This window comes from Exiguobacterium sp. HVEsp1 (genome assembly GCF_002009685.1).
GTDB lineage: Bacteria > Bacillota > Bacilli > Exiguobacteriales > Exiguobacteriaceae > Exiguobacterium > Exiguobacterium profundum.
The window spans coordinates 885,502-902,581 of record NZ_KV917367.1 but is presented as its reverse complement, the minus strand read 5'-3'; the positions used below and the strand labels follow the sequence as shown (position 1 = coordinate 902,581).

Here is a 17,080-nt window from a genome sequence, read left to right as displayed (position 1 = left end):
CCTCCTTACGATTTGAGTCTCAAGTTGAAGCGGTAAAGCAAGCGTTTAGCGAGTAAGTGTGCTAAGAACGCTCCGATCACAAAGCCTACGATGTACAACATACTGTTCGCTTGATACGTGAATGTCGTGAACACAATTCCTGTGAACATCGCGATACATCCAACGATGATAATGTGGACGAGCCATAACCAGTTGTTGAACATGAAGAAACGACCGTTGTTTTCTTGCGGTGCACGATTGTACATCCAAGCTCCTAACCAGAATGACAAGGCGATAAAGACGATAGACGATGGGATGCTAATCGTGACGAACTCTTGCCAATACTGATCGGATCGAATGTATTCATATAAAGATAAATTCATCAAGTTACCGAGTGGTGAGATAGCTTGAATAAATACACTTTCATAAGCTGAATCGATTAACCAACCCAACGCATCACCTCGACCAGTCAACGAGTAAGCGGATCCTTGAATCAATGCGAGAATACCTAACGGGAAAATCAAGGCGACAAACGACCACACCGATTGAGAAATCGATTCCCCACCGAACGATCCCATCCATAAAGCCAACGAGAATAATGAGATCCCAATCAAGGCGATGTACAGGACGATCACGATCGATTTAAATACGGTCCCTTCTAATAAGAACGAATAACGGGAAGTGGCGACCAATGCAAACATCGCGATACTTCCTAACAGCGTGGACATGATAATCCCACTTGCCCCCAACACCCATTTTGATATGTACAGCTGGGTGCGGGTGAAGGGGAGCGACATCGAAAAGTCTGACATTTGACTGTTTCGTTCGGCACCAATGAGCGACGTGGCCATGAGCGCACTAAACACGACGAATAAGAATACAACTGGTCCTACCGGAATGACATCACCTATGTCACCAAGATAGACAGCTAAACTCGAATCAGGGTCGAAGAAAGACTCAACCGTCAGGCGATCTCGTTCTTCAAACGGGATGCCGTAATCTACAGAATTCGCTCGTGCATCTTTAATCTGCTCATCAAACTGTTCGAATTGTGTCCAAGCCGGCACAGTGAAGGCGACGACGCCTAAGAAGACGAGCAGCATCCAAAGCAACGACACTTGTTTCCAATCTTTCTTTAACAATACTTTAGACAACATGGGCTTCTCCTCCTAACTGGACACGGAAGACGTCTTCAAGAGACATCGGAATCTCTTCGATGAGCATCGGATTATATGAATCGATGAACGTTTCGAGCTCGTCCGTCCGTTCTTTTGCCATGAACAGCACGACACGTCCCGTCACGCTGATGATTTCGATATCTTTTCGTTCTAGCAGTTCGACCGGGACATGGTCGTTGAAGACGACTTGCCACTTGATGCTGAGGGCACGTGCCTCTTCGAGTGACAAGATCGCTTTGACACGTCCACTCTCAATCATGATGATGCGGTCAGCGATACGTTCGAGTTCATGCAGTTGGTGACTCGAGACGATGATCGAACAGTTCCGATTCTCGACTTGGGCAATCATCAGTTTCAACACGTCGGATTTGGCGACGACGTCTAAACCGTCCGTCGGTTCGTCGAGCAGGTAATATTTCGCTTGGACGGCGAAGGCGAGCGATAACGTGACGAGTGCCTTTTGTCCTTTTGAAAGTTGGCGAATCTTTTTGTTGTCGATGTTGTATCGCGTTAATGTCTCACGGAAGATGGTACGGTTGAAGGATGGATAAATCGATTCATACAGGTCCGTCGCCTCATTCACCGTATAATTTTTGAGCGCATCGGCTGAATCCGGTACGAAGATGACGTCACGCTTCAATCCCGCATCTTTAAAGATACTTTTCGAACCATAGAGCACGTCGCCCATGTCTGGGCGAATGATACCGACCATCGTCCGGAGAAGCGTTGTCTTACCGGCACCGTTACGTCCGACGAGCGCGATGATTTCTCCAGATTCGACAGTAAAGTCGATGCCATCTAGAATCGTTTGACGGTCAATTTTTTTACTTAACTGTTCAACTTTCAGCATTGGATTTCCCTACTTTCTCATATTCCGTTCGCAATACGCCAATGGCTTCGTCTAACGGCACGTTCGCATAGTGGCAATCAATCGCAATCTTTTTGATCGAGGCGATGACCGGCTCACGTGCCGCATCATCGTCCACCCAGTCCTCGGAGACAAACGTCCCGCGCCCACGTCGCATCTCAAGCAGCCCGAGCCGTTCCAACTCCTGATACGCCTTACTGACCGTATTCGGATTGATGACAAGATCGGTGGCGAGTTCACGCACGGACATCACCTTATCTCCGGGTCGTAAAATTCCACGGATGACGAGCTCTTTCGTTTGATTGACGATTTGTTCGTATAGCGGTTCTGAACTTTTCATATCGATTTTGTATAACATGGGTCACACCCTCTCATAGTCAATGTTACTCTTTAAGTGTATTATATGTATTAGTACACGCAATTGCAATAGTTCTTTGAGGGCACTTTTAGTTTACAGCGAAATGGAAATGATTTGAATAAGACTTTGGACCGAGGTATTCTCCTTCAATATCAGGTAGATTGAACGAGAGGTGACGAAATGATTAAAAAACGATTACTGGCAAGTATAGTCGGTGGGGTTCTTGCTGGCGGCCTCTTCGTATATACGACGATTGAAAAGTCAGAGGCACGGGAGACTTATACCGCGTATGTGAAGGAAACGTACAACGAACAACCCGATATCAAGCTGTCACGCGATTGGAAGATGGGCGGTTATGTCGGGAAAGTGACATTGACGAACGAACCGTTCGCTGGCACTTATTTTCTAGAGATGTATGGAGACAACTCCATCCATGACAACGTGCTCGAGACGTATTGGGAACGCGAGGCAGAGCGGACGATTCACGAACGGCTCGTGTCGGAAGGAATCCTAAAAGAGGAAGAGACCGTCCGTGCGGAGGTGCCGATGGGTGTGTCGGATGATGCGCAAGCGAACGTCTCCCCGACCCCGACGTCCATTTATGAAACAAATCCGAAGACGTATCTCGACGTCTCAATCATGTTTCATGAAGACTGGAACAATACGGACGAACAGAAACAACGGATTCTCGACGTCATGCGCGAAATCGAGCCTGACGTCTACTGGATGCATTTCTCGTTTGACGGGAAGCCAGGTGGCAATGACGACTATACGGAACGGTACATGATGTTCACGCGCGAAGCGTCTGATATCGATCCGTCATTCCTCGACGTGCGGACGATTGAGGATTTGAACGCCTACGACCGTCTATACGGATTCGACGAGACGACATTCACGACAGAATATCGATTTGATGGCACTCCCATCGAAGACGAGACGACACGATAAATTTCGGTGTCGTCTTTTTTTGAGCGTTTGACTTTACAGGCAATCCAAAACGTTGTATCGTTTGACAAGTCAACGATTGATAAGTCAATCGAGAAAGGTGGGACGCAATGGACCTACGTGAAATCAGCCGATTACTTTACCAAATCAAGGTGGCGGAACAAAACGTCGCTTCGTCGTTCGAACGGGAGACAGGATTCAGCCTGACCCGCTACGAGATGTTACAAGTCGTCAAAGAACGAGGCGTTTGTTCGCAACGTGCGATTAAGGAAGAGATGAAAATCGACAATGCCGCCATCACTCGACATTTGAAAATCCTTGAAGAGAAAGGATTTGTCGTCAGAGAGCGGAACGCGGAGAACCATCGCGAGATGTTCGTCCGTGTGACAGAGAAAGCAGAGCAAGACCTAAGGGATTGCGAACGAGACGAACAGGCCAACCACCTCGTCTTACAAGCCTTGTCCGCTGAAGAGATTCAACACTTATCCGGACTGCTTCAAAAATTGAACAGTCACGCCTAAACAGAGAAAGAAGGAATTCACCAATGGCAACTACATTCGAAAACAATACATTTACAGACGTTATGTTCGGTCGTAAATCAATCCGTGTCTATGACGAGAACGTGAAGATCTCACAAGATGAGATGCTCGAGATGATTCAGGAAGCAACGACGGCCCCATCATCGGTCAACATGCAACCATGGCGCTTCGTCGTCGTCGAGAGCCCAGAAGCGAAAGAGACGCTCAAGCCGCTCATCCGTTTCAACACGCGTCAAAACGACACGTCTGCAGCGATGCTCCTCATCTTCGGAGACATGGAGTGCTACGAGTACGGCGAACAAATCTACGATCAAGCGGTCACAGAAGGCAAAATGCCACAAGAAGTGCGTGACCAACAGCTCGGCGCGATCATCCCTTACTACAAAAATCTCTCGAAACAAGAGATGAACGACATCGTGAAGATCGATGCAAGTCTCGCAGCGATGCAATTCATGCTCACAGCCCGTGCACACGGCTATGACACGAACCCAATCGGCGGTTTCGAGAAAGACCAACTTGCAGAAGCGTTCGGTCTCGATAAAGATCGTTACGTACCAGTCATGATCTTGTCTGTCGGGAAAGCAGCAGAAGAAGGTTACGAATCAGTTCGCCTTGACGCTCAAACGGTCACATCGTTCAAATAATTCAGTGAACAATCGGAGGAATCAACCATGATCTTAGTCAACGCCACATTCGATATCCAAGCATCACAACGCGAGAACTTCTTGCGTGACATCCAAGTCTTGATCGACTCATCAAAACAAGAAGCAGGCTGTGTCGGATATGACCTATACGAGTCAACATCTGTCGAGAACCGTTTCGTCATGATCGAGAACTGGGAAGACCAAGCCGCTCTCGAGCAGCACAACCAAAACCCAGTCCTCATCAACTTCTCACAAAACGTGGCGAACTACGTGTCAGCGAAACCGGTCGTGCAAGTAGCAGCGGTCAACTAATATGTCGACGCTCACTCTTGTGCTCGGAACGCTCGTCGCCATCGAATTCTTCTATATCTTCTATTTAGAGACGATTGCGACGGCATCCTCGTCGACGTCACGCGTCTTCCGTATGTCGAAAGACGAGCTGACGAGAGGCTCGGTGTCGGTTTTGTTCAAAAATCAAGGCGTCTATAACGGATTGATTGGGGTCGGGCTCTTGTACGGACTCTATCTTTCCCAAAACCCGGTCGAAATTGTCACCATAATCCTGACCTATATCATTCTCGTTGCCCTATATGGCAGTATCACGAGTGACAAGAAGATTATTCTGACACAAGGTGGGCTTGCCATCTTGACGTTGATCTCGATGTATATGTGATGACAGAAAAAGCGTTCGACCTGAGAAATGGTCGGACGCTTTTTGCTTGTATCCTCTATACTAAATAGTGAGGTGATGATGGTGAGATACACATGCCCATGCTGTGGCTATCAGACGTTAGAAGAGGAACCACCAGGCACATACGACATTTGTCGAATCTGCTTTTGGGAGGACGACGGGGTTCAATTCGACGATCCCGATTATGAAGGCGGTGCGAATACCGTGTCGCTTCGACAGGCTCAACAAAATTACATCCAATTTGGTGCGAGTGAACGGCTCTTTTGTGATGATGTCAGAAAACCGAATAAACACGACAGAAAAGACCCAGACTGGAGACCCTTCTCTAGCAAGTTGACTTAATACAAGGTCACCCATATAAGAATAAGAGGTGACCTTGATCATTCATCTAATCTAACACGCTCCCACATCTCTTCATCCACGACAAAGAACGCTTCATGGGAGCATACCGCAAGCACACATGTCTCTCCCGTATAAAACATCAAGTCTTCCGGAAGTTCCGGATGAATCCAACTGAATAATGAACGACCCCGTTCTTTTAAGAACTTTGCTGTCCTGTAATTCATATGAAACGAATATAGATACGCTGTATCCACAGACAGTCGTGTTGTCTCCCACTCACTCACGATGGTTCGTTCAATCAAATCCCAACGAATCTCTTCAGTCAGTACATCCATATACGCTAGACGCTCCTCTTCAATCTCCATGCGTCGCCTGTCTTCCACGAACGCAAAGTGAGTGCAGTGCTCAAGCAAAACATCGATGAGCGCCTCATAGCGCTCTCCCTTTACATCTTGAGTGATCATCAGCATGCTTCAAGCCTCCTATGGCGAAGAAACAAAGATGCATGTTTCTTCCATAATCTCGAACGGATCTTGATTCCATCTCACTTCAATCGTTCCGACTCGTTCGGGTTCTTCGACACTTCGATATAATCGCCTGACCTCCATGTCGAAAGTGAAAAAGCTATTGGATTGTTTCACAACCCCTCTTCATTCACATATGTATTCGTCTGATTCCCAATCAGGTTGAACGAATCACAGCTGTCACCTGTGTAATGCAAAATAGGAGTGCAGAAGTGTGCAACGGAAACGTACACAACTCTGCACTCCTATTTTTGAAAAGAAAAAGGACTTGCCAGCAATCATAATCTCACCCTAACGTTTAAATTGCGACACAAGAACGTTAGGAGATGGAAGGAATGCTAGCAATGTCCGATATCAATTGTATCAAATTTCTCAGAAACCACAAATCACATTCGATTAATCGAATCGCTAAAAATCTAGACCTCAATTGGAGGACGGTAAAAAAATACGCGGATTCAGCTCAATTACCGAGTGAAACCATTCGCCCCAAGAGGGGCATGATGTACGGAACGAAATGGGGCGAGATGGTCGAGGATTGGTTGACCGAGGATCAGATGCTTCAGAAAAAGTTGAGACGAACGAATAAAAAGATTTATGAAACGCTGGTGGCGAACGGATTCGAGGGCTCTTACCGGACGGTCTGTAATTTCATCAAGAGCTGGCATATGACGAGCGAAGAGGAAAACGACACAAGGCATGAACGACTGCAGCACCCTCCGGGTGAGGCGCAGGTGGATTTCGGGACGATGGAAGTCGTCAAAGATAGTCATGCGGTCGATGTGAAGTGCCTCGTCATGAGTCTTCCCTTCAGCAACCGCACTGCAGCCGTCGCCCTCCCCGCAGAAAACCAAGAGTGTTTCCTGACGGGACTCAAAATGCTTTTTGAAGAAATCGGCGGTGTGCCGCAACAGCTCAGAATCGATAATCTCCCCGCCGCTGTCATCCAACCGCGAACGACGAAAGAAGAGGCAATCTATACAGATGCTTTCCTGCAGTTCATGGCTCATTATGGGTTCCAAGTCCAAAGCTGTAATCCTTACAGCGGGAACGAGAAAGGAAGTGTCGAGAACAAGGTGGGATACGTTCGATACAACTTTCTTGTCCCGGCCCCTGTCATGCATGATTACGATTCGATGAACCGACAGCTCGCGGTTTCCCTACGGGACGACATGGAGCGAGTGCATTACGAAAAGCATGTACTGATCCGTGAGCTGTTCGAAGAAGAGCAGAGACATCTATTGCGATTGCCGCAAGAAGACTTCCCCGTCTTCAAAGTAGAACTGTTCAAGGTGAACAAGTACGGCGAAATAACAATCGATAAGACGAAAGTCTTGATCCCTTCAGGGTCTCGCCATGGGCAAGTACGCGCCATCCTAAGATGGGATTCGATGAAGATTCTCTCACTTTATGGAGAAATCCTCTACGAAGAAAAACGACCCTACATGATGACAAAACGTGCGCTCCCGTGGGAAAACATCATCAGCACCTGGCACAAGAAGCCGAGAAGCTTCGGTCACTCCCGTTATTCCGAATACCTGCCGGGTAGAATCAAAGAGTACCTGGGCGTGCCGAACTTACTTGTCCGGCAGGAACGACTGGCCTGGATCCGAGCCAAGCTCGCGCTGTATCCAATCCTAGAGATCAATGAAAGCCTGTACGAGCTACTGAGCGAGGACGACGCCCCAGCCGTGGTTGAGGACCATCCATACGATGTGGACTGGAGCAAGTACGATAGCTTGAATCGGCCGTGGGGAGAAGGTGGCACAGCATGAGCCTAAAAGAAATGTGCAAGTCGCTCCGCCTTGCCTACGTCGCCGAAATCTATGAATCGATTCCGACGGAATCTCCTGAAAAATTTCTTATGGAGCTTTTCTCTATGGAAATGCGCCTCCGCGAAGAAGCGAAGGCGCAACGGTTTATCAAAAAGGCTAAATTCATCAACAACAAGTCACTCGACGACTATCGCTGGGGCAATCACATCTACTTCCCGAAGCATTTGGATAAGGACGAACTGACCTCATTGAATTTCGTCGAACATTCACAGAACGTCGTTCTGACAGGGTCCCCGGGGACGGGAAAGACCCACTTGGCCATCGGACTCGGGAGAGAAGCTTGTCACAAAGGTTATGAGGTGAGGTTCTTCCGGGTCTCCGAGCTCGTAGAGCAACTCAACAAGGCCTGGAGGGATGGAAAGCTGAGCAGCTTCCATTCACGTCTCGAATCGGCAGACCTTATTATTTTGGACGAGATGGGATACATCCCTCTCACAAAAGAATCTGCGGAACTCCTGTTCCATCTCATCACCGACTGGTACGAGAGAAAGAGCCTGATCATCACATCCAACCTTGAGTTCAGTCAGTGGAATCGCATCTTTGGCGACGCGCGCCTAACGGCGGCACTCGTCGATCGCGTCATCCATCACGCTCACATATTAAACTTCACAGGTGACAGTTATCGCGTCACGCATGCGTTGTCGAAACACTAAAACACAGCTGGCAAAGTTCTGTACTTTTCGTTGCATTATTGTGCACATTTGTATTGCAAAATACATCACCTTCCCAGACTGGTACGAGAGACAGAGCCTGATCATCACATCCAACCTTGAGTTCAGTCAGTGGAATCGCATCTTTGGCGACGCGCGCCTAACGGCGGCACTCGTCGATCGCGTCATCCATCACGCTCACATATTAAACTTCACAGGTGACAGTTATCGCGTCACGCATGCGTTGTCGAAACACTAAAACCCAGCTGGCAAAGTTCTGTACTTTTCGTTGCATTATTGTGCACATTTGTATTGCAAAATACATCACCTTCACATTTTACCGAATACATTTCCTCGAACCAGTGCACAAAGTCAGCCATATCTGGACTAGTCGTATCGATTGGTACAATCTAAATTCTGGCTACAATCAACACAACAAAACCGATGAACAACCATTTTTTCATACGCTCTCCCCTGCTCTCACTATCCAAAGTCTACCATATCCATTTCATCAAAATTAAAAAACCGCCCTGACGAAGTCAGAGCGGAGTCCAATTATAAGGCGAAAATCGCTGCAGATACACCGACGACACCAATGAGCGCCATCGCATATACCGGTACACGTGGCATTTCGCCATTGTTGTCGAGCGCTTTCCCGAACATGTAGAAGACGATCGGGTGCACGAGGAACGGCATCGAGAAGATGAGCGGGATGAGAAGCGATGCTTCCGTCCCGAACATGCCGCCTTGGACCGCGGCGAACAAACCGAAGTGCGAAATCGCTGACGATTGTGCCATCGTCGTGTAATCAAACGCAATCGTGCTGAACGCCAAGATGACGAGTCCACCGAAGACAGCCATCATCTGCCATCCAAAGGAGAACTGCATAAGGGCTTTGACTTCTTTGAAGTCTTCCCCGTTCGCCGCGCGTAAGTTTTTCAACGCGAGCGCAGTGAGTACGAGACCGACCAAAACGATGATGGCTGTCGGCCAAATCCAGAGAGCACCGTTGTCGGCACTGACCGCGAGGATTGAGAAGACGAAGATATGTCCGAAGAACGGGATGTTGATCATGATTGGCGCACGTTTCGCCGCCACTTGACCGAAGTCACCAGCCGTACACGCTCCTGTTAGACCACTGTGTGAAAGTGAACCTGCCATACCTGGTGCGAGGTTACGGATGTGACCCGTGCGAGCGAACCACATGATGAGTGCGATCCCACCGAACATCCAGAACAACTGACCGAAGAAACCGTACACGAGAATCGAATTCATGCCTTCGATGGCGAACGCGTCACCGATTCGTGAACCCCCGACCATGAAGTTGGCAGCCAAGACGACCGGAATCCCTGCGAAGAGAAGCGCGCGGACTGTCGGTCCGTACGTCCAGTTATGGAAGATGGCACCGAGTGCTGACGAAATCAACATCGCGAAGAAGATTTGCGGCAATGCGATAATCGGCTGAACCGCTGTCGCAATCAAGAACGAGACGAACAAGATGACAAGCAAGAGGACTGTCTCGATGACACCTTTTTGCATGTATACTTTCTTGTCCTGAATTTGTGCTTTATGGTCGATGAGTAAGAACGACACGGCAAGACCGAGGAGTGCGAGGATTGGGTAGTAAAGCGCAATCCCTTCTGCCGTACCTGGCTCGATTGCCATACGGAAGAACCCTTCCAAACCAACGAGCAAGAAGAACGAACGAAGGATGAAGATGAACTGCGTACGTCCTGTCCCGAGGAACATTTCCTCTTTGGCAGGAATGACGATGTCCTCCATGTCGAGCTCTTGTTTACTTAAGATTTTACGAAGTTCCTGTCCACCGACGAAGAACGAAACGACTAACGCGATGATTGTCGTCCGTGACAAGAAGTCGACGAGCGGGAATTCAGGAAGACCCGGTGTCGCGATACCGAGCTCGACCATACCGAATCCGAGACCGAGACCGAAGATGACGATGACGAGGATCGGCGAGAAGCGCGTCCCAGCCACGACCATACGAGATAAAATGACCATTGGAATGACGAAGGCCATAAGCAACCAGAATTGGTTGATCAGTTGCATTTGAGATAATTGCTGTACAAGTTCCATTGACTAACCCCTAACATAATTTTTAGCACACAATATCGAAGTGTACAGGAATGAACATTATGTGACAATAGGGTGTGATGTTTTGTAAACATTGAAAGCGGAACCAAGTGAAATTGGTCCCGCTTTCGTTAGTTATTGGATTGTCTAAGACCCCAAATGCCTTTATTTCCCGTGGAATAAAAGAGGTCTTCTTTTCCGGTAAAGCTCGCCGAATCACTGGAATGCGCACGAATCTGTTTATTGATGTGCCCTTTCCAATCTTTATAGCGATCGAGTTCGAGTTGATAGTATGATTTTTCGACATACGCATAAATGTCTTTTAAAGATGCTGTCCCACCGTGGTGTTGGAGGGCGAATTGGATTTTGCGTAGTAATAGGCGTTTCATATTACCCCACCTTTCTACTTCTGTTTCATTTCAAAGTAGTCTTCTAATTTGTTTTCAACCGCTAATTGAATAGCAGCATGCGCTTGTTTAGTCGGAATACAGTACTCTTCTCTGACAATGAGTTTCCCATTCGCATTCTCAAATGGTGATCTACCTGTTCTTGGTGATTCTGTCGTCAAGGCTTTAAACGGTAGCGAATTTAGATGACGTTCGATTTCCTTCTGTGAAAATGATTCTTGAAATATTTTAGCGATGCCATTTAAAGAATGTTCTTCACTTTGCTTCCTTACTAAATCATAGTACTCTTTTGCGATCATATCAGCTGATAATGGTTGAAACCAATCTTCATACCCTCTGTTAAGCATGATTTGCATGACATTCATTTTATATGTACCTTGACGCACAAAACCATCAATAAAGTTACAAAAAGACTGTATAGCAATGTCTGATGAGTTGATAGTCATATTATCGTTCAGCATGCTCATCCTTTCGCTTTCCGACTAAAGTAGTAATGTAATCGAACATCTACAATCTGTTTAACCCATTCATAAACGGTTAGATTGCGGAACGCTTCATTGAATGCAATATGCAGAGTTTCGTCTTCTACATAAAACGGTCCTTTGGCAATTTTATCGAATGGCATTCGTAACAATAATTTTTCAATTCTTTGTTGATGGAATGGTTGCTGAAAGTCTTTTGTCTGTCCATCAATATGCTGACGATATGGTTTATTTTTAATGTAATCATAAAAAGGAAGAGCGGCTTCAGATGCTTTAAGTGGCTTGTACCAGTTCTCTTCTCCTCGTTTTAGCATAATTGAAAGTACAATCATTTTATAGCTTTTGGTCATGCTAGTGTATTCCACCTCGACAAGAAGCGACTTTACATCATTGTATATTCTCGCTTCTTCCTCACTTAGTTCTCCGAGTTTATGCAAGAATCCGAAGAACCCACCAAGCTTTCTCCATTCGGAACGATAAGCGTCTATAGAGTACTCTCCTCGTTGGATTAATTCCATGTAGCTCGGGCGCCTACCCATTTCTTCTTTCACCATGAAATAATTTTGTTCAAGTAATTGCTGACGTGTTGAGGAACGTGTCACCATTTTCTTCAGTAAGTCAACAGTCTGTAAATCAAACTCAATTGTACATGACGAAGGTAGATCAATCGTAGTTAATAAGGAACTCACTGTATCTTGTCGGCTAGTCGTCAACAAAGCCAATTTCTTATCAATATTTTTATAGTTCCCAATTAAATCGATAATCGTACAATGCGTTTTTTCTTTTGATAGACGTAGCCCTCGTCCAATTTGTTGGGTGAATACTGTCAATGATTCAGTCGGACGACAGAACAATAGCGTATCGATTTCAGGAATATCGACACCTTCATTAAATAGATTCACTGCAAAAATGATGTCCAATTGTCCTTGCTTTAATTGGGCAATTACTTCCGTTCGATCATACTCGGCCTGACTATGAAGCGCTACCGCCTGCACCCCTTGTCTCCTGAAATAATCTGCCAAATATTCAGCTTGTATAACGGATGAACAAAAACCAAGTGCCCTCGATTGATGATGTTCTGACCAGGCCCTATAAATCTTCTCGGCAACACTTTCTTTTAACTGTTCTGCCAATAACTCTTCTTGATCATAACGACGTCCATTGATCAGACGAATCTGAGAATAGTCGATTTCATCATAGATTCCAACGTAATGAAACGGGGTTAAAAACGATTCTTCAATCGCTTCCGTAAAGTGCATCTGGAAAGCAACGTTATCATCACAAAGTGCATATACGTCTCCCCCGTCTAAGCGGTCAGGCGTCGCAGTCAAACCGAGTAAGAACTTCGGTTGAAAATAATCTAGCACCCGACGATAGGACGGGGCCGCCGAATGATGGAACTCATCCACGATTATCAAATCGAATTGCTCCGGGTCATATTGCTCCATTCTTTGTTTCGAAGCTAACGTTTGAATCGAGGCGAACACGACGTCAGCAGTATCTTGATTTCTTGATTCACCACCGAGTAGTAACCCGACCTTCCAGTCGGTCGCCACATTGAGGAATGACTTTTCTGCTTGTAACAAAAGTTCTCTTTGATGTGCGACGAAAAGGACACGTTTGAATTGTCGTGCAAAGAATGCACTCAAATACGTTTTCCCTAATCCTGTCGCCAAGACGAGCATCGCCTTTTCTCGACCTTCCGCCATCGTTTCTCGGAGTGCCAATAACGCTGCGTCTTGGACAGACGTCGGGGTAATCGAATCATCTTCTATGTAGACGGGAGAATGTTCAGCGACCTCTAGCTCCTTCATTCGATCCTTTCGCGCTTCATACTCTTCGCGATAAGGCTGTAACGAGACTGAATTCATTATTTGCGCATATTCACTATAAAATAATTCATGGAACGCAGCGACTGACTCTTCAAACACTTCCTCTGATATACTCGAAGGAATCTCAACATTCCACTCCACACCATGATTTAGCGCACTATGCGATAAGTTCGAGGAACCAACAAAAAATGTACCGCTTTCCATTGTTCGGAACAAATATGCCTTTGGATGGAACGACCTTCCTTTTGAGCGGTATAGCCGGAGCTCAACATTCGGTATATGTAATAGCATGTCCAGTGCATCAGGATTGGTGAGGTACAGATAGTCTCCTACCAAAATTCTGATTTGAGCATCGCGTTCACTCGCTTGTTTTAATGAAGAATATAATTCCTTCACTCCCGACACTTGAGCAAACGCGACGACCATATAAATTTCAGTCGCCGCGTCTATGTGTTCTTGTAAAGGGATGCCAAGATTACTCGTATGGAGTCGTAAATCACTCATGATCCAGGACCTCTTCTAAAAATAGACCTTTCTCAAAACCGCCTCGTTTTTTTCGTTTCTCTTCACGAATTTGATTCAATTCATCAAAGTCTGCCCCATGCATGTTTCCGAGTGTATAGACCAACTCCAAAATGTCAGCTAACTCTTCTAGAGACTCTTCATCAATGTTCGTTTCTTCATACTCTTTGATTTCTTCGTAGAGTTTCAATCGTGATTGCTCGAAGTGTTCGGCTTGAGTAAGTTGCTTCACAATCGGTACTTTTCCTGATTCGTGAATGATTTCAGGAATGCGGTCACGTACTAATTTATTGTATTTGGGCAAATTAAATTCCCCTCCTTTTCAACTAATTAGAATTATAATTGCTCATAAAAAAAGTGTTATTCAATTGAAAATTCTTCAACAATAAGTTTTGCCAATAAAGCCGTTCTATTATTAATATCTTCTACTGTCCAAGTACTTTTCGTTTCGAATGACGCTTCATTAAATATCGATTCGTTTATGAATAAGTTTGTTCGCAAGCCTAAGTAAGAAGCTCCATTACCATTACCATAGTCCCTTTTGAAAACAAAATCTCGATTGCTTAGTTCCGAATTATACCCAGTTAGAGTGAGATTACCTAGCTTGTGCATATTTTCTTTTTGCACAATTTCAGCATAATCAACATTTTCTGGTGAAATCATCTTTTTCCAATCGTCTGTTAAATTTGGGCTTTGTGGAAGGATATGTTCAAGTGTCCAAATATATTGTCCATTCTGGTTTACATCGTCCAGGGTATCGGAAATTTGTTTGCTAAAGAATTTCCCATATCTTCTCTCAATTTCAATTAACATAAATCTGACTGTCTGTGGAGATGTATCATAAATTGATCCATTCAAAGAAGTATTGAATTCTTCATCTGAAACACTAATTTGATTTAAATTTTCTTTAACAACGTTTATACCATTAACATTTAAATCAATTGTTCCATTCAGAACCCTCACAGCTTGAATTGCTTTTGCACGAATATTTGATGATTTTGGCTTCAGTACAATATTTCTTCTTACGTAATAGTTGATTAAATAATTTAGTATGACAATTAAATTATCTTCGGTAACTTTACTTTCACTGTAAGACTTTAATAACTTCAGTACTAAAGGAAACACTGCTGAAGCATCTAGTTTAGAAAGTTTATCAAGAGTTGAAATTAAGTTATTTGAGTATGAAAGTGAGGTATTAATTCTCAATTTAGGTACCATCATAGAAAATAACTCTGCATTTTGTATTAGAACATCCATATAATAATGACCTTTTACTTTAAAAAGTTGTTCGTATTTTCTAAGTGAGGATTTCTTTGTGATGGATGTATTTCCTTCCCCCTCAAATGCATCATAATTATTTTGTAAAAACTGCGTTACTGCCGTAGCATTCGGTTCCTCATTTACCATAAACATAGCTATAAGATCTTTCCATCTTTCAAGAGCTTTCTTTTCTGAAAATTCTTTTACTGCCTCACTTAAATAATATGATTTTAAAAGATCGATTAGTGTCAACGGTAAACCCTTAGCATTTAGTGAAGTGAATACTGAATATGCATCTGTTAAATCATTTACAGTAATTCTCAATAACTCGACATTATTTAATTTACTGTATAAGTACTCGAGCTTCTTGAAATCATGTACTAATTCACCCTCGTCATCTTTCTCACTAATTAACTCTTGTATGAATTTGTATCTTTTCCCAAAAGTTCTATGTCCATACTTACCTTTCTCTTGATCCTTAAACACTTTTAAAAAGCTTTCAAATATTTCTTGATCAGATTCTAATAATCTTAACCTACTACCGTAAGCAGTTATTAATTTTCTTTCAATGTCTGTCTGAAGTGAGAAAAATGATTTTAAATCTGTTGGATCAAGATCAGTATTATTTATGTCTTTCAATGCTTCATATATTGCTAAAAACAATAAAGCAATAGTAGTCAGCCTCTGTTGTCCATCTACTACGTTATATTCTATCGGATTATCTGTTGAAGTTACTAAAAGATTTCCTAAGTAGTAGCCATCGTCTTCATTTATAACATCGTTATATAAAGCTTCTATGTTATTTTCATGCCAAGAGTAATTTCTTTGATATATAGGTATGTTATAAATTGTTCTTCCTTCGATAGAAAATATTTCACTTATTGGTTTTGACTCTGGATTAATTTTCATCATGACCCTTCTTTCCAAAAAATATCTAAATAAATAAGTGTCAACTGCTAATATATTTCCACTTTAACACAATTGATATTTCTCTCGATAATTTTCATATTAATCCACCTCAAACGCCTTCACATACGCCACATGATCCAGCATCACAATCAACTCGTCCTCAAACTGTACGAACCCATCACTCGCATGTCGAAACGATTGGTAAATCGACTCCAATGCCTCATATCGTGTGTCAGCTTCCACCATATACGTCAGAACTTCCCCATTGACCAAATGGAACTCAATCTCGAATGATTTCATCGTGTTCGCTTCCTTTCGCTCGACCGCTTATTTATTTATCTATTCCCTTTTTAGTAATCAATAGTACAATTCTTTGTTCCTTCAACCTCACTCCGGTTTGATGGCATCAATGATTAAAGAAGGGAAAACAAGCTCATCTCCTTGATTTCGAGGGTCATACTTCTTGGACCGAAAGATGACGCCATCCTCTCCATCCCAATCCTGTTGATGGAATTTGCCATTCTCATCGCAGTATTCAAGTAATTTCACTTCATAGCCAGCTGTTTCAAACAGACTGATGATGGATTGATATGTATGGACAATCTTGTGACTCGCCGCCGGATGATTTTTCGGACCAGGTCCACCGACTTGTACAATCTGTTGATACGACTCATCTGGAAAATATCCATCTGGTACCGCACAGCGAATATAGCCTAAAGGCTTTAAATAGTGATGGCACAGCTTCGCTGCGGCCACTCCTTCTTCATACGTAAGATGTTCCCATACATGTTCGGCTAAAATCGCATTGATTGAATGTATAGCAAAACGGTTTTGCCAAGAAGATTCGTCCAATACATCTAATTCTTCTTCTTGAGTATGAATCCAACCTGGATTGTTATTGTACTCCCCCGCCCCAATCACAAGTTTGATTTCATCCGACTCTCGATTCGAAGATTCCACATGCTCCGCTCCTTTTTTACCATTCCTATGTACGCTTACTATTCCGTATATCTATCCGTTACTCCTT

20 protein-coding genes and 1 pseudogene are annotated in these 17,080 nt (G+C 44.4%); 9 read left to right on the top strand and 12 right to left on the bottom strand.

Features of this window, described 5'->3' with window-relative positions:
- Positions 1-5: 5 nt before the first annotated feature.
- Genes BV910_RS04680 through BV910_RS04670 form a run of 3 tightly spaced genes read right to left on the bottom strand, consistent with a single transcriptional unit; the run spans position 6 to position 2,383 of the window.
- A complete protein-coding gene (locus BV910_RS04680) occupies positions 6-1,136 on the bottom strand; it encodes an ABC transporter permease subunit (RefSeq protein WP_078146518.1) in 1,131 nt (376 codons plus the stop codon).
- Positions 1,126-2,007, bottom strand: coding sequence for an ABC transporter ATP-binding protein (locus BV910_RS04675; protein WP_078146517.1), 882 nt, complete (start codon positions 2,005-2,007; stop codon positions 1,126-1,128). The genes BV910_RS04680 and BV910_RS04675 overlap by 11 nt, the downstream gene beginning before the upstream one ends.
- Entirely contained in the window at positions 1,994-2,383 is a 390-nt protein-coding gene (locus BV910_RS04670; RefSeq protein ID WP_078146516.1) for a GntR family transcriptional regulator, read from the bottom strand. Before BV910_RS04670 ends, BV910_RS04675 begins: the two co-directional genes overlap by 14 nt.
- 180 nt (positions 2,384-2,563) lie before the next feature.
- Between BV910_RS04670 and BV910_RS04665 the strand changes: the two genes are divergently transcribed.
- The 6 genes from BV910_RS04665 (at position 2,564) to BV910_RS04640 (ending at position 5,544) form a co-directional block, all read left to right on the top strand.
- Positions 2,564-3,331 carry a hypothetical protein gene (locus tag BV910_RS04665; protein ID WP_078146515.1) on the top strand — a complete coding sequence of 256 codons (768 nt, stop codon included), beginning with the start codon at positions 2,564-2,566 and terminating at the stop codon, positions 3,329-3,331.
- Between the two features lie 107 nt (positions 3,332-3,438).
- Entirely contained in the window at positions 3,439-3,849 is a 411-nt protein-coding gene (locus BV910_RS04660; RefSeq protein WP_078146514.1) for a MarR family winged helix-turn-helix transcriptional regulator, read from the top strand.
- 23 nt (positions 3,850-3,872) lie between these two features.
- The gene (locus BV910_RS04655) at positions 3,873-4,511 is read left to right on the top strand and encodes a nitroreductase family protein (protein ID WP_078146513.1); all 639 of its coding nucleotides are present in this window, start codon (positions 3,873-3,875) and stop codon (positions 4,509-4,511) included.
- Positions 4,512-4,538: 27 nt separating this feature from the next.
- Positions 4,539-4,823, top strand: coding sequence for a putative quinol monooxygenase (locus BV910_RS04650; RefSeq protein ID WP_078146512.1), 285 nt, complete (start codon positions 4,539-4,541; stop codon positions 4,821-4,823).
- A gap of 1 nt (position 4,824) precedes the next feature.
- Positions 4,825-5,184, top strand: a complete 360-nt coding sequence (locus BV910_RS04645) for a DUF1304 domain-containing protein (protein ID WP_078146511.1) — start codon at positions 4,825-4,827, stop codon at positions 5,182-5,184.
- A gap of 81 nt (positions 5,185-5,265) precedes the next feature.
- Positions 5,266-5,544 (top strand): CPCC family cysteine-rich protein, encoded by a 279-nt coding sequence (locus tag BV910_RS04640; protein ID WP_078147901.1) that lies wholly within the window; start codon positions 5,266-5,268, stop codon positions 5,542-5,544.
- A 38-nt stretch (positions 5,545-5,582) separates the two neighbouring features.
- Here the strand turns inward: BV910_RS04640 and BV910_RS04635 are convergent, their stop codons facing one another.
- A complete protein-coding gene (locus BV910_RS04635; protein WP_240499793.1) occupies positions 5,583-6,014 on the bottom strand; it encodes a stage III sporulation protein AH in 432 nt (143 codons plus the stop codon).
- Between the two features lie 380 nt (positions 6,015-6,394).
- Between BV910_RS04635 and istA the strand changes: the two genes are divergently transcribed.
- From istA to BV910_RS14865, 3 genes and pseudogenes are all read left to right on the top strand, one after another.
- Complete coding sequence (istA, locus tag BV910_RS04630; protein WP_371328152.1) at positions 6,395-7,840, top strand: IS21 family transposase; 1,446 nt, start codon at positions 6,395-6,397, stop codon at positions 7,838-7,840.
- Entirely contained in the window at positions 7,837-8,553 is a 717-nt protein-coding gene (gene istB / locus BV910_RS04625) for an IS21-like element helper ATPase IstB (RefSeq protein WP_078145977.1), read from the top strand. The genes istA and istB overlap by 4 nt, the downstream gene beginning before the upstream one ends.
- A gap of 76 nt (positions 8,554-8,629) precedes the next feature.
- A pseudogene (locus BV910_RS14865) lies at positions 8,630-8,809 on the top strand (ATP-binding protein); the annotation flags it as partial.
- A 296-nt stretch (positions 8,810-9,105) separates the two neighbouring features.
- Here the strand turns inward: BV910_RS14865 and BV910_RS04615 are convergent.
- The 8 genes from BV910_RS04615 to BV910_RS04580 form a co-directional block, all read right to left on the bottom strand.
- Positions 9,106-10,644 (bottom strand): hypothetical protein, encoded by a 1,539-nt coding sequence (locus tag BV910_RS04615; RefSeq protein WP_078146509.1) that lies wholly within the window; start codon positions 10,642-10,644, stop codon positions 9,106-9,108.
- Positions 10,645-10,772: 128 nt separating this feature from the next.
- Positions 10,773-11,030, bottom strand: a complete 258-nt coding sequence (locus BV910_RS04610; RefSeq protein WP_078146508.1) for a hypothetical protein — start codon at positions 11,028-11,030, stop codon at positions 10,773-10,775.
- Between the two features lie 14 nt (positions 11,031-11,044).
- Positions 11,045-11,509, bottom strand: a complete 465-nt coding sequence (locus BV910_RS04605) for a hypothetical protein (RefSeq protein ID WP_078146507.1) — start codon at positions 11,507-11,509, stop codon at positions 11,045-11,047.
- A gap of 2 nt (positions 11,510-11,511) precedes the next feature.
- Positions 11,512-13,866: a DEAD/DEAH box helicase family protein gene (locus BV910_RS04600; protein ID WP_143404751.1), complete on the bottom strand. Its 2,355-nt coding sequence runs from the start codon at positions 13,864-13,866 to the stop codon at positions 11,512-11,514.
- Positions 13,859-14,188 carry a nucleoside triphosphate pyrophosphohydrolase gene (locus BV910_RS04595; RefSeq protein ID WP_078146505.1) on the bottom strand — a complete coding sequence of 110 codons (330 nt, stop codon included), beginning with the start codon at positions 14,186-14,188 and terminating at the stop codon, positions 13,859-13,861. The genes BV910_RS04600 and BV910_RS04595 overlap by 8 nt, the downstream gene beginning before the upstream one ends.
- Before the next feature lie 56 nt (positions 14,189-14,244).
- Positions 14,245-16,053, bottom strand: a complete 1,809-nt coding sequence (locus BV910_RS04590) for a DUF262 domain-containing protein (RefSeq protein WP_168169835.1) — start codon at positions 16,051-16,053, stop codon at positions 14,245-14,247.
- Positions 16,054-16,152: 99 nt separating this feature from the next.
- Positions 16,153-16,353 (bottom strand): hypothetical protein, encoded by a 201-nt coding sequence (locus BV910_RS04585; RefSeq protein ID WP_078146503.1) that lies wholly within the window; start codon positions 16,351-16,353, stop codon positions 16,153-16,155.
- A gap of 87 nt (positions 16,354-16,440) precedes the next feature.
- Entirely contained in the window at positions 16,441-17,013 is a 573-nt protein-coding gene (locus BV910_RS04580; protein WP_078146502.1) for a class I SAM-dependent methyltransferase, read from the bottom strand.
- Between the last annotated feature and the right edge of the window lie 67 nt (positions 17,014-17,080).

Bases quoted from the DNA above. Each gene is read 5' to 3' on its own strand.
- BV910_RS04605 (WP_078146507.1), bottom strand. From the start codon at position 11,509: ATGCTGAACGATAATATGACTATCAACTCATCAGACATTGCTATACAG.
- BV910_RS04665 (WP_078146515.1), top strand. From the start codon at position 2,564: ATGATTAAAAAACGATTACTGGCAAGTATAGTCGGTGGGGTTCTTGCT.
- istB (WP_078145977.1), top strand. From the start codon at position 7,837: ATGAGCCTAAAAGAAATGTGCAAGTCGCTCCGCCTTGCCTACGTCGCC.
- BV910_RS04645 (WP_078146511.1), top strand. From the start codon at position 4,825: ATGTCGACGCTCACTCTTGTGCTCGGAACGCTCGTCGCCATCGAATTC.
- BV910_RS04600 (WP_143404751.1), bottom strand. From the start codon at position 13,866: ATGAGTGATTTACGACTCCATACGAGTAATCTTGGCATCCCTTTACAA.
- BV910_RS04585 (WP_078146503.1), bottom strand. From the start codon at position 16,353: ATGAAATCATTCGAGATTGAGTTCCATTTGGTCAATGGGGAAGTTCTG.
- BV910_RS04670 (WP_078146516.1), bottom strand. From the start codon at position 2,383: ATGTTATACAAAATCGATATGAAAAGTTCAGAACCGCTATACGAACAA.
- BV910_RS04610 (WP_078146508.1), bottom strand. From the start codon at position 11,030: ATGAAACGCCTATTACTACGCAAAATCCAATTCGCCCTCCAACACCAC.
- BV910_RS04675 (WP_078146517.1), bottom strand. From the start codon at position 2,007: ATGCTGAAAGTTGAACAGTTAAGTAAAAAAATTGACCGTCAAACGATT.
- BV910_RS04590 (WP_168169835.1), bottom strand. From the start codon at position 16,053: ATGAAAATTAATCCAGAGTCAAAACCAATAAGTGAAATATTTTCTATC.
- BV910_RS04650 (WP_078146512.1), top strand. From the start codon at position 4,539: ATGATCTTAGTCAACGCCACATTCGATATCCAAGCATCACAACGCGAG.
- BV910_RS04660 (WP_078146514.1), top strand. From the start codon at position 3,439: ATGGACCTACGTGAAATCAGCCGATTACTTTACCAAATCAAGGTGGCG.
- BV910_RS04615 (WP_078146509.1), bottom strand. From the start codon at position 10,644: ATGGAACTTGTACAGCAATTATCTCAAATGCAACTGATCAACCAATTC.
- BV910_RS04635 (WP_240499793.1), bottom strand. From the start codon at position 6,014: ATGCTGATGATCACTCAAGATGTAAAGGGAGAGCGCTATGAGGCGCTC.
- BV910_RS04655 (WP_078146513.1), top strand. From the start codon at position 3,873: ATGGCAACTACATTCGAAAACAATACATTTACAGACGTTATGTTCGGT.
- BV910_RS04680 (WP_078146518.1), bottom strand. From the start codon at position 1,136: ATGTTGTCTAAAGTATTGTTAAAGAAAGATTGGAAACAAGTGTCGTTG.
- istA (WP_371328152.1), top strand. From the start codon at position 6,395: ATGGAAGGAATGCTAGCAATGTCCGATATCAATTGTATCAAATTTCTC.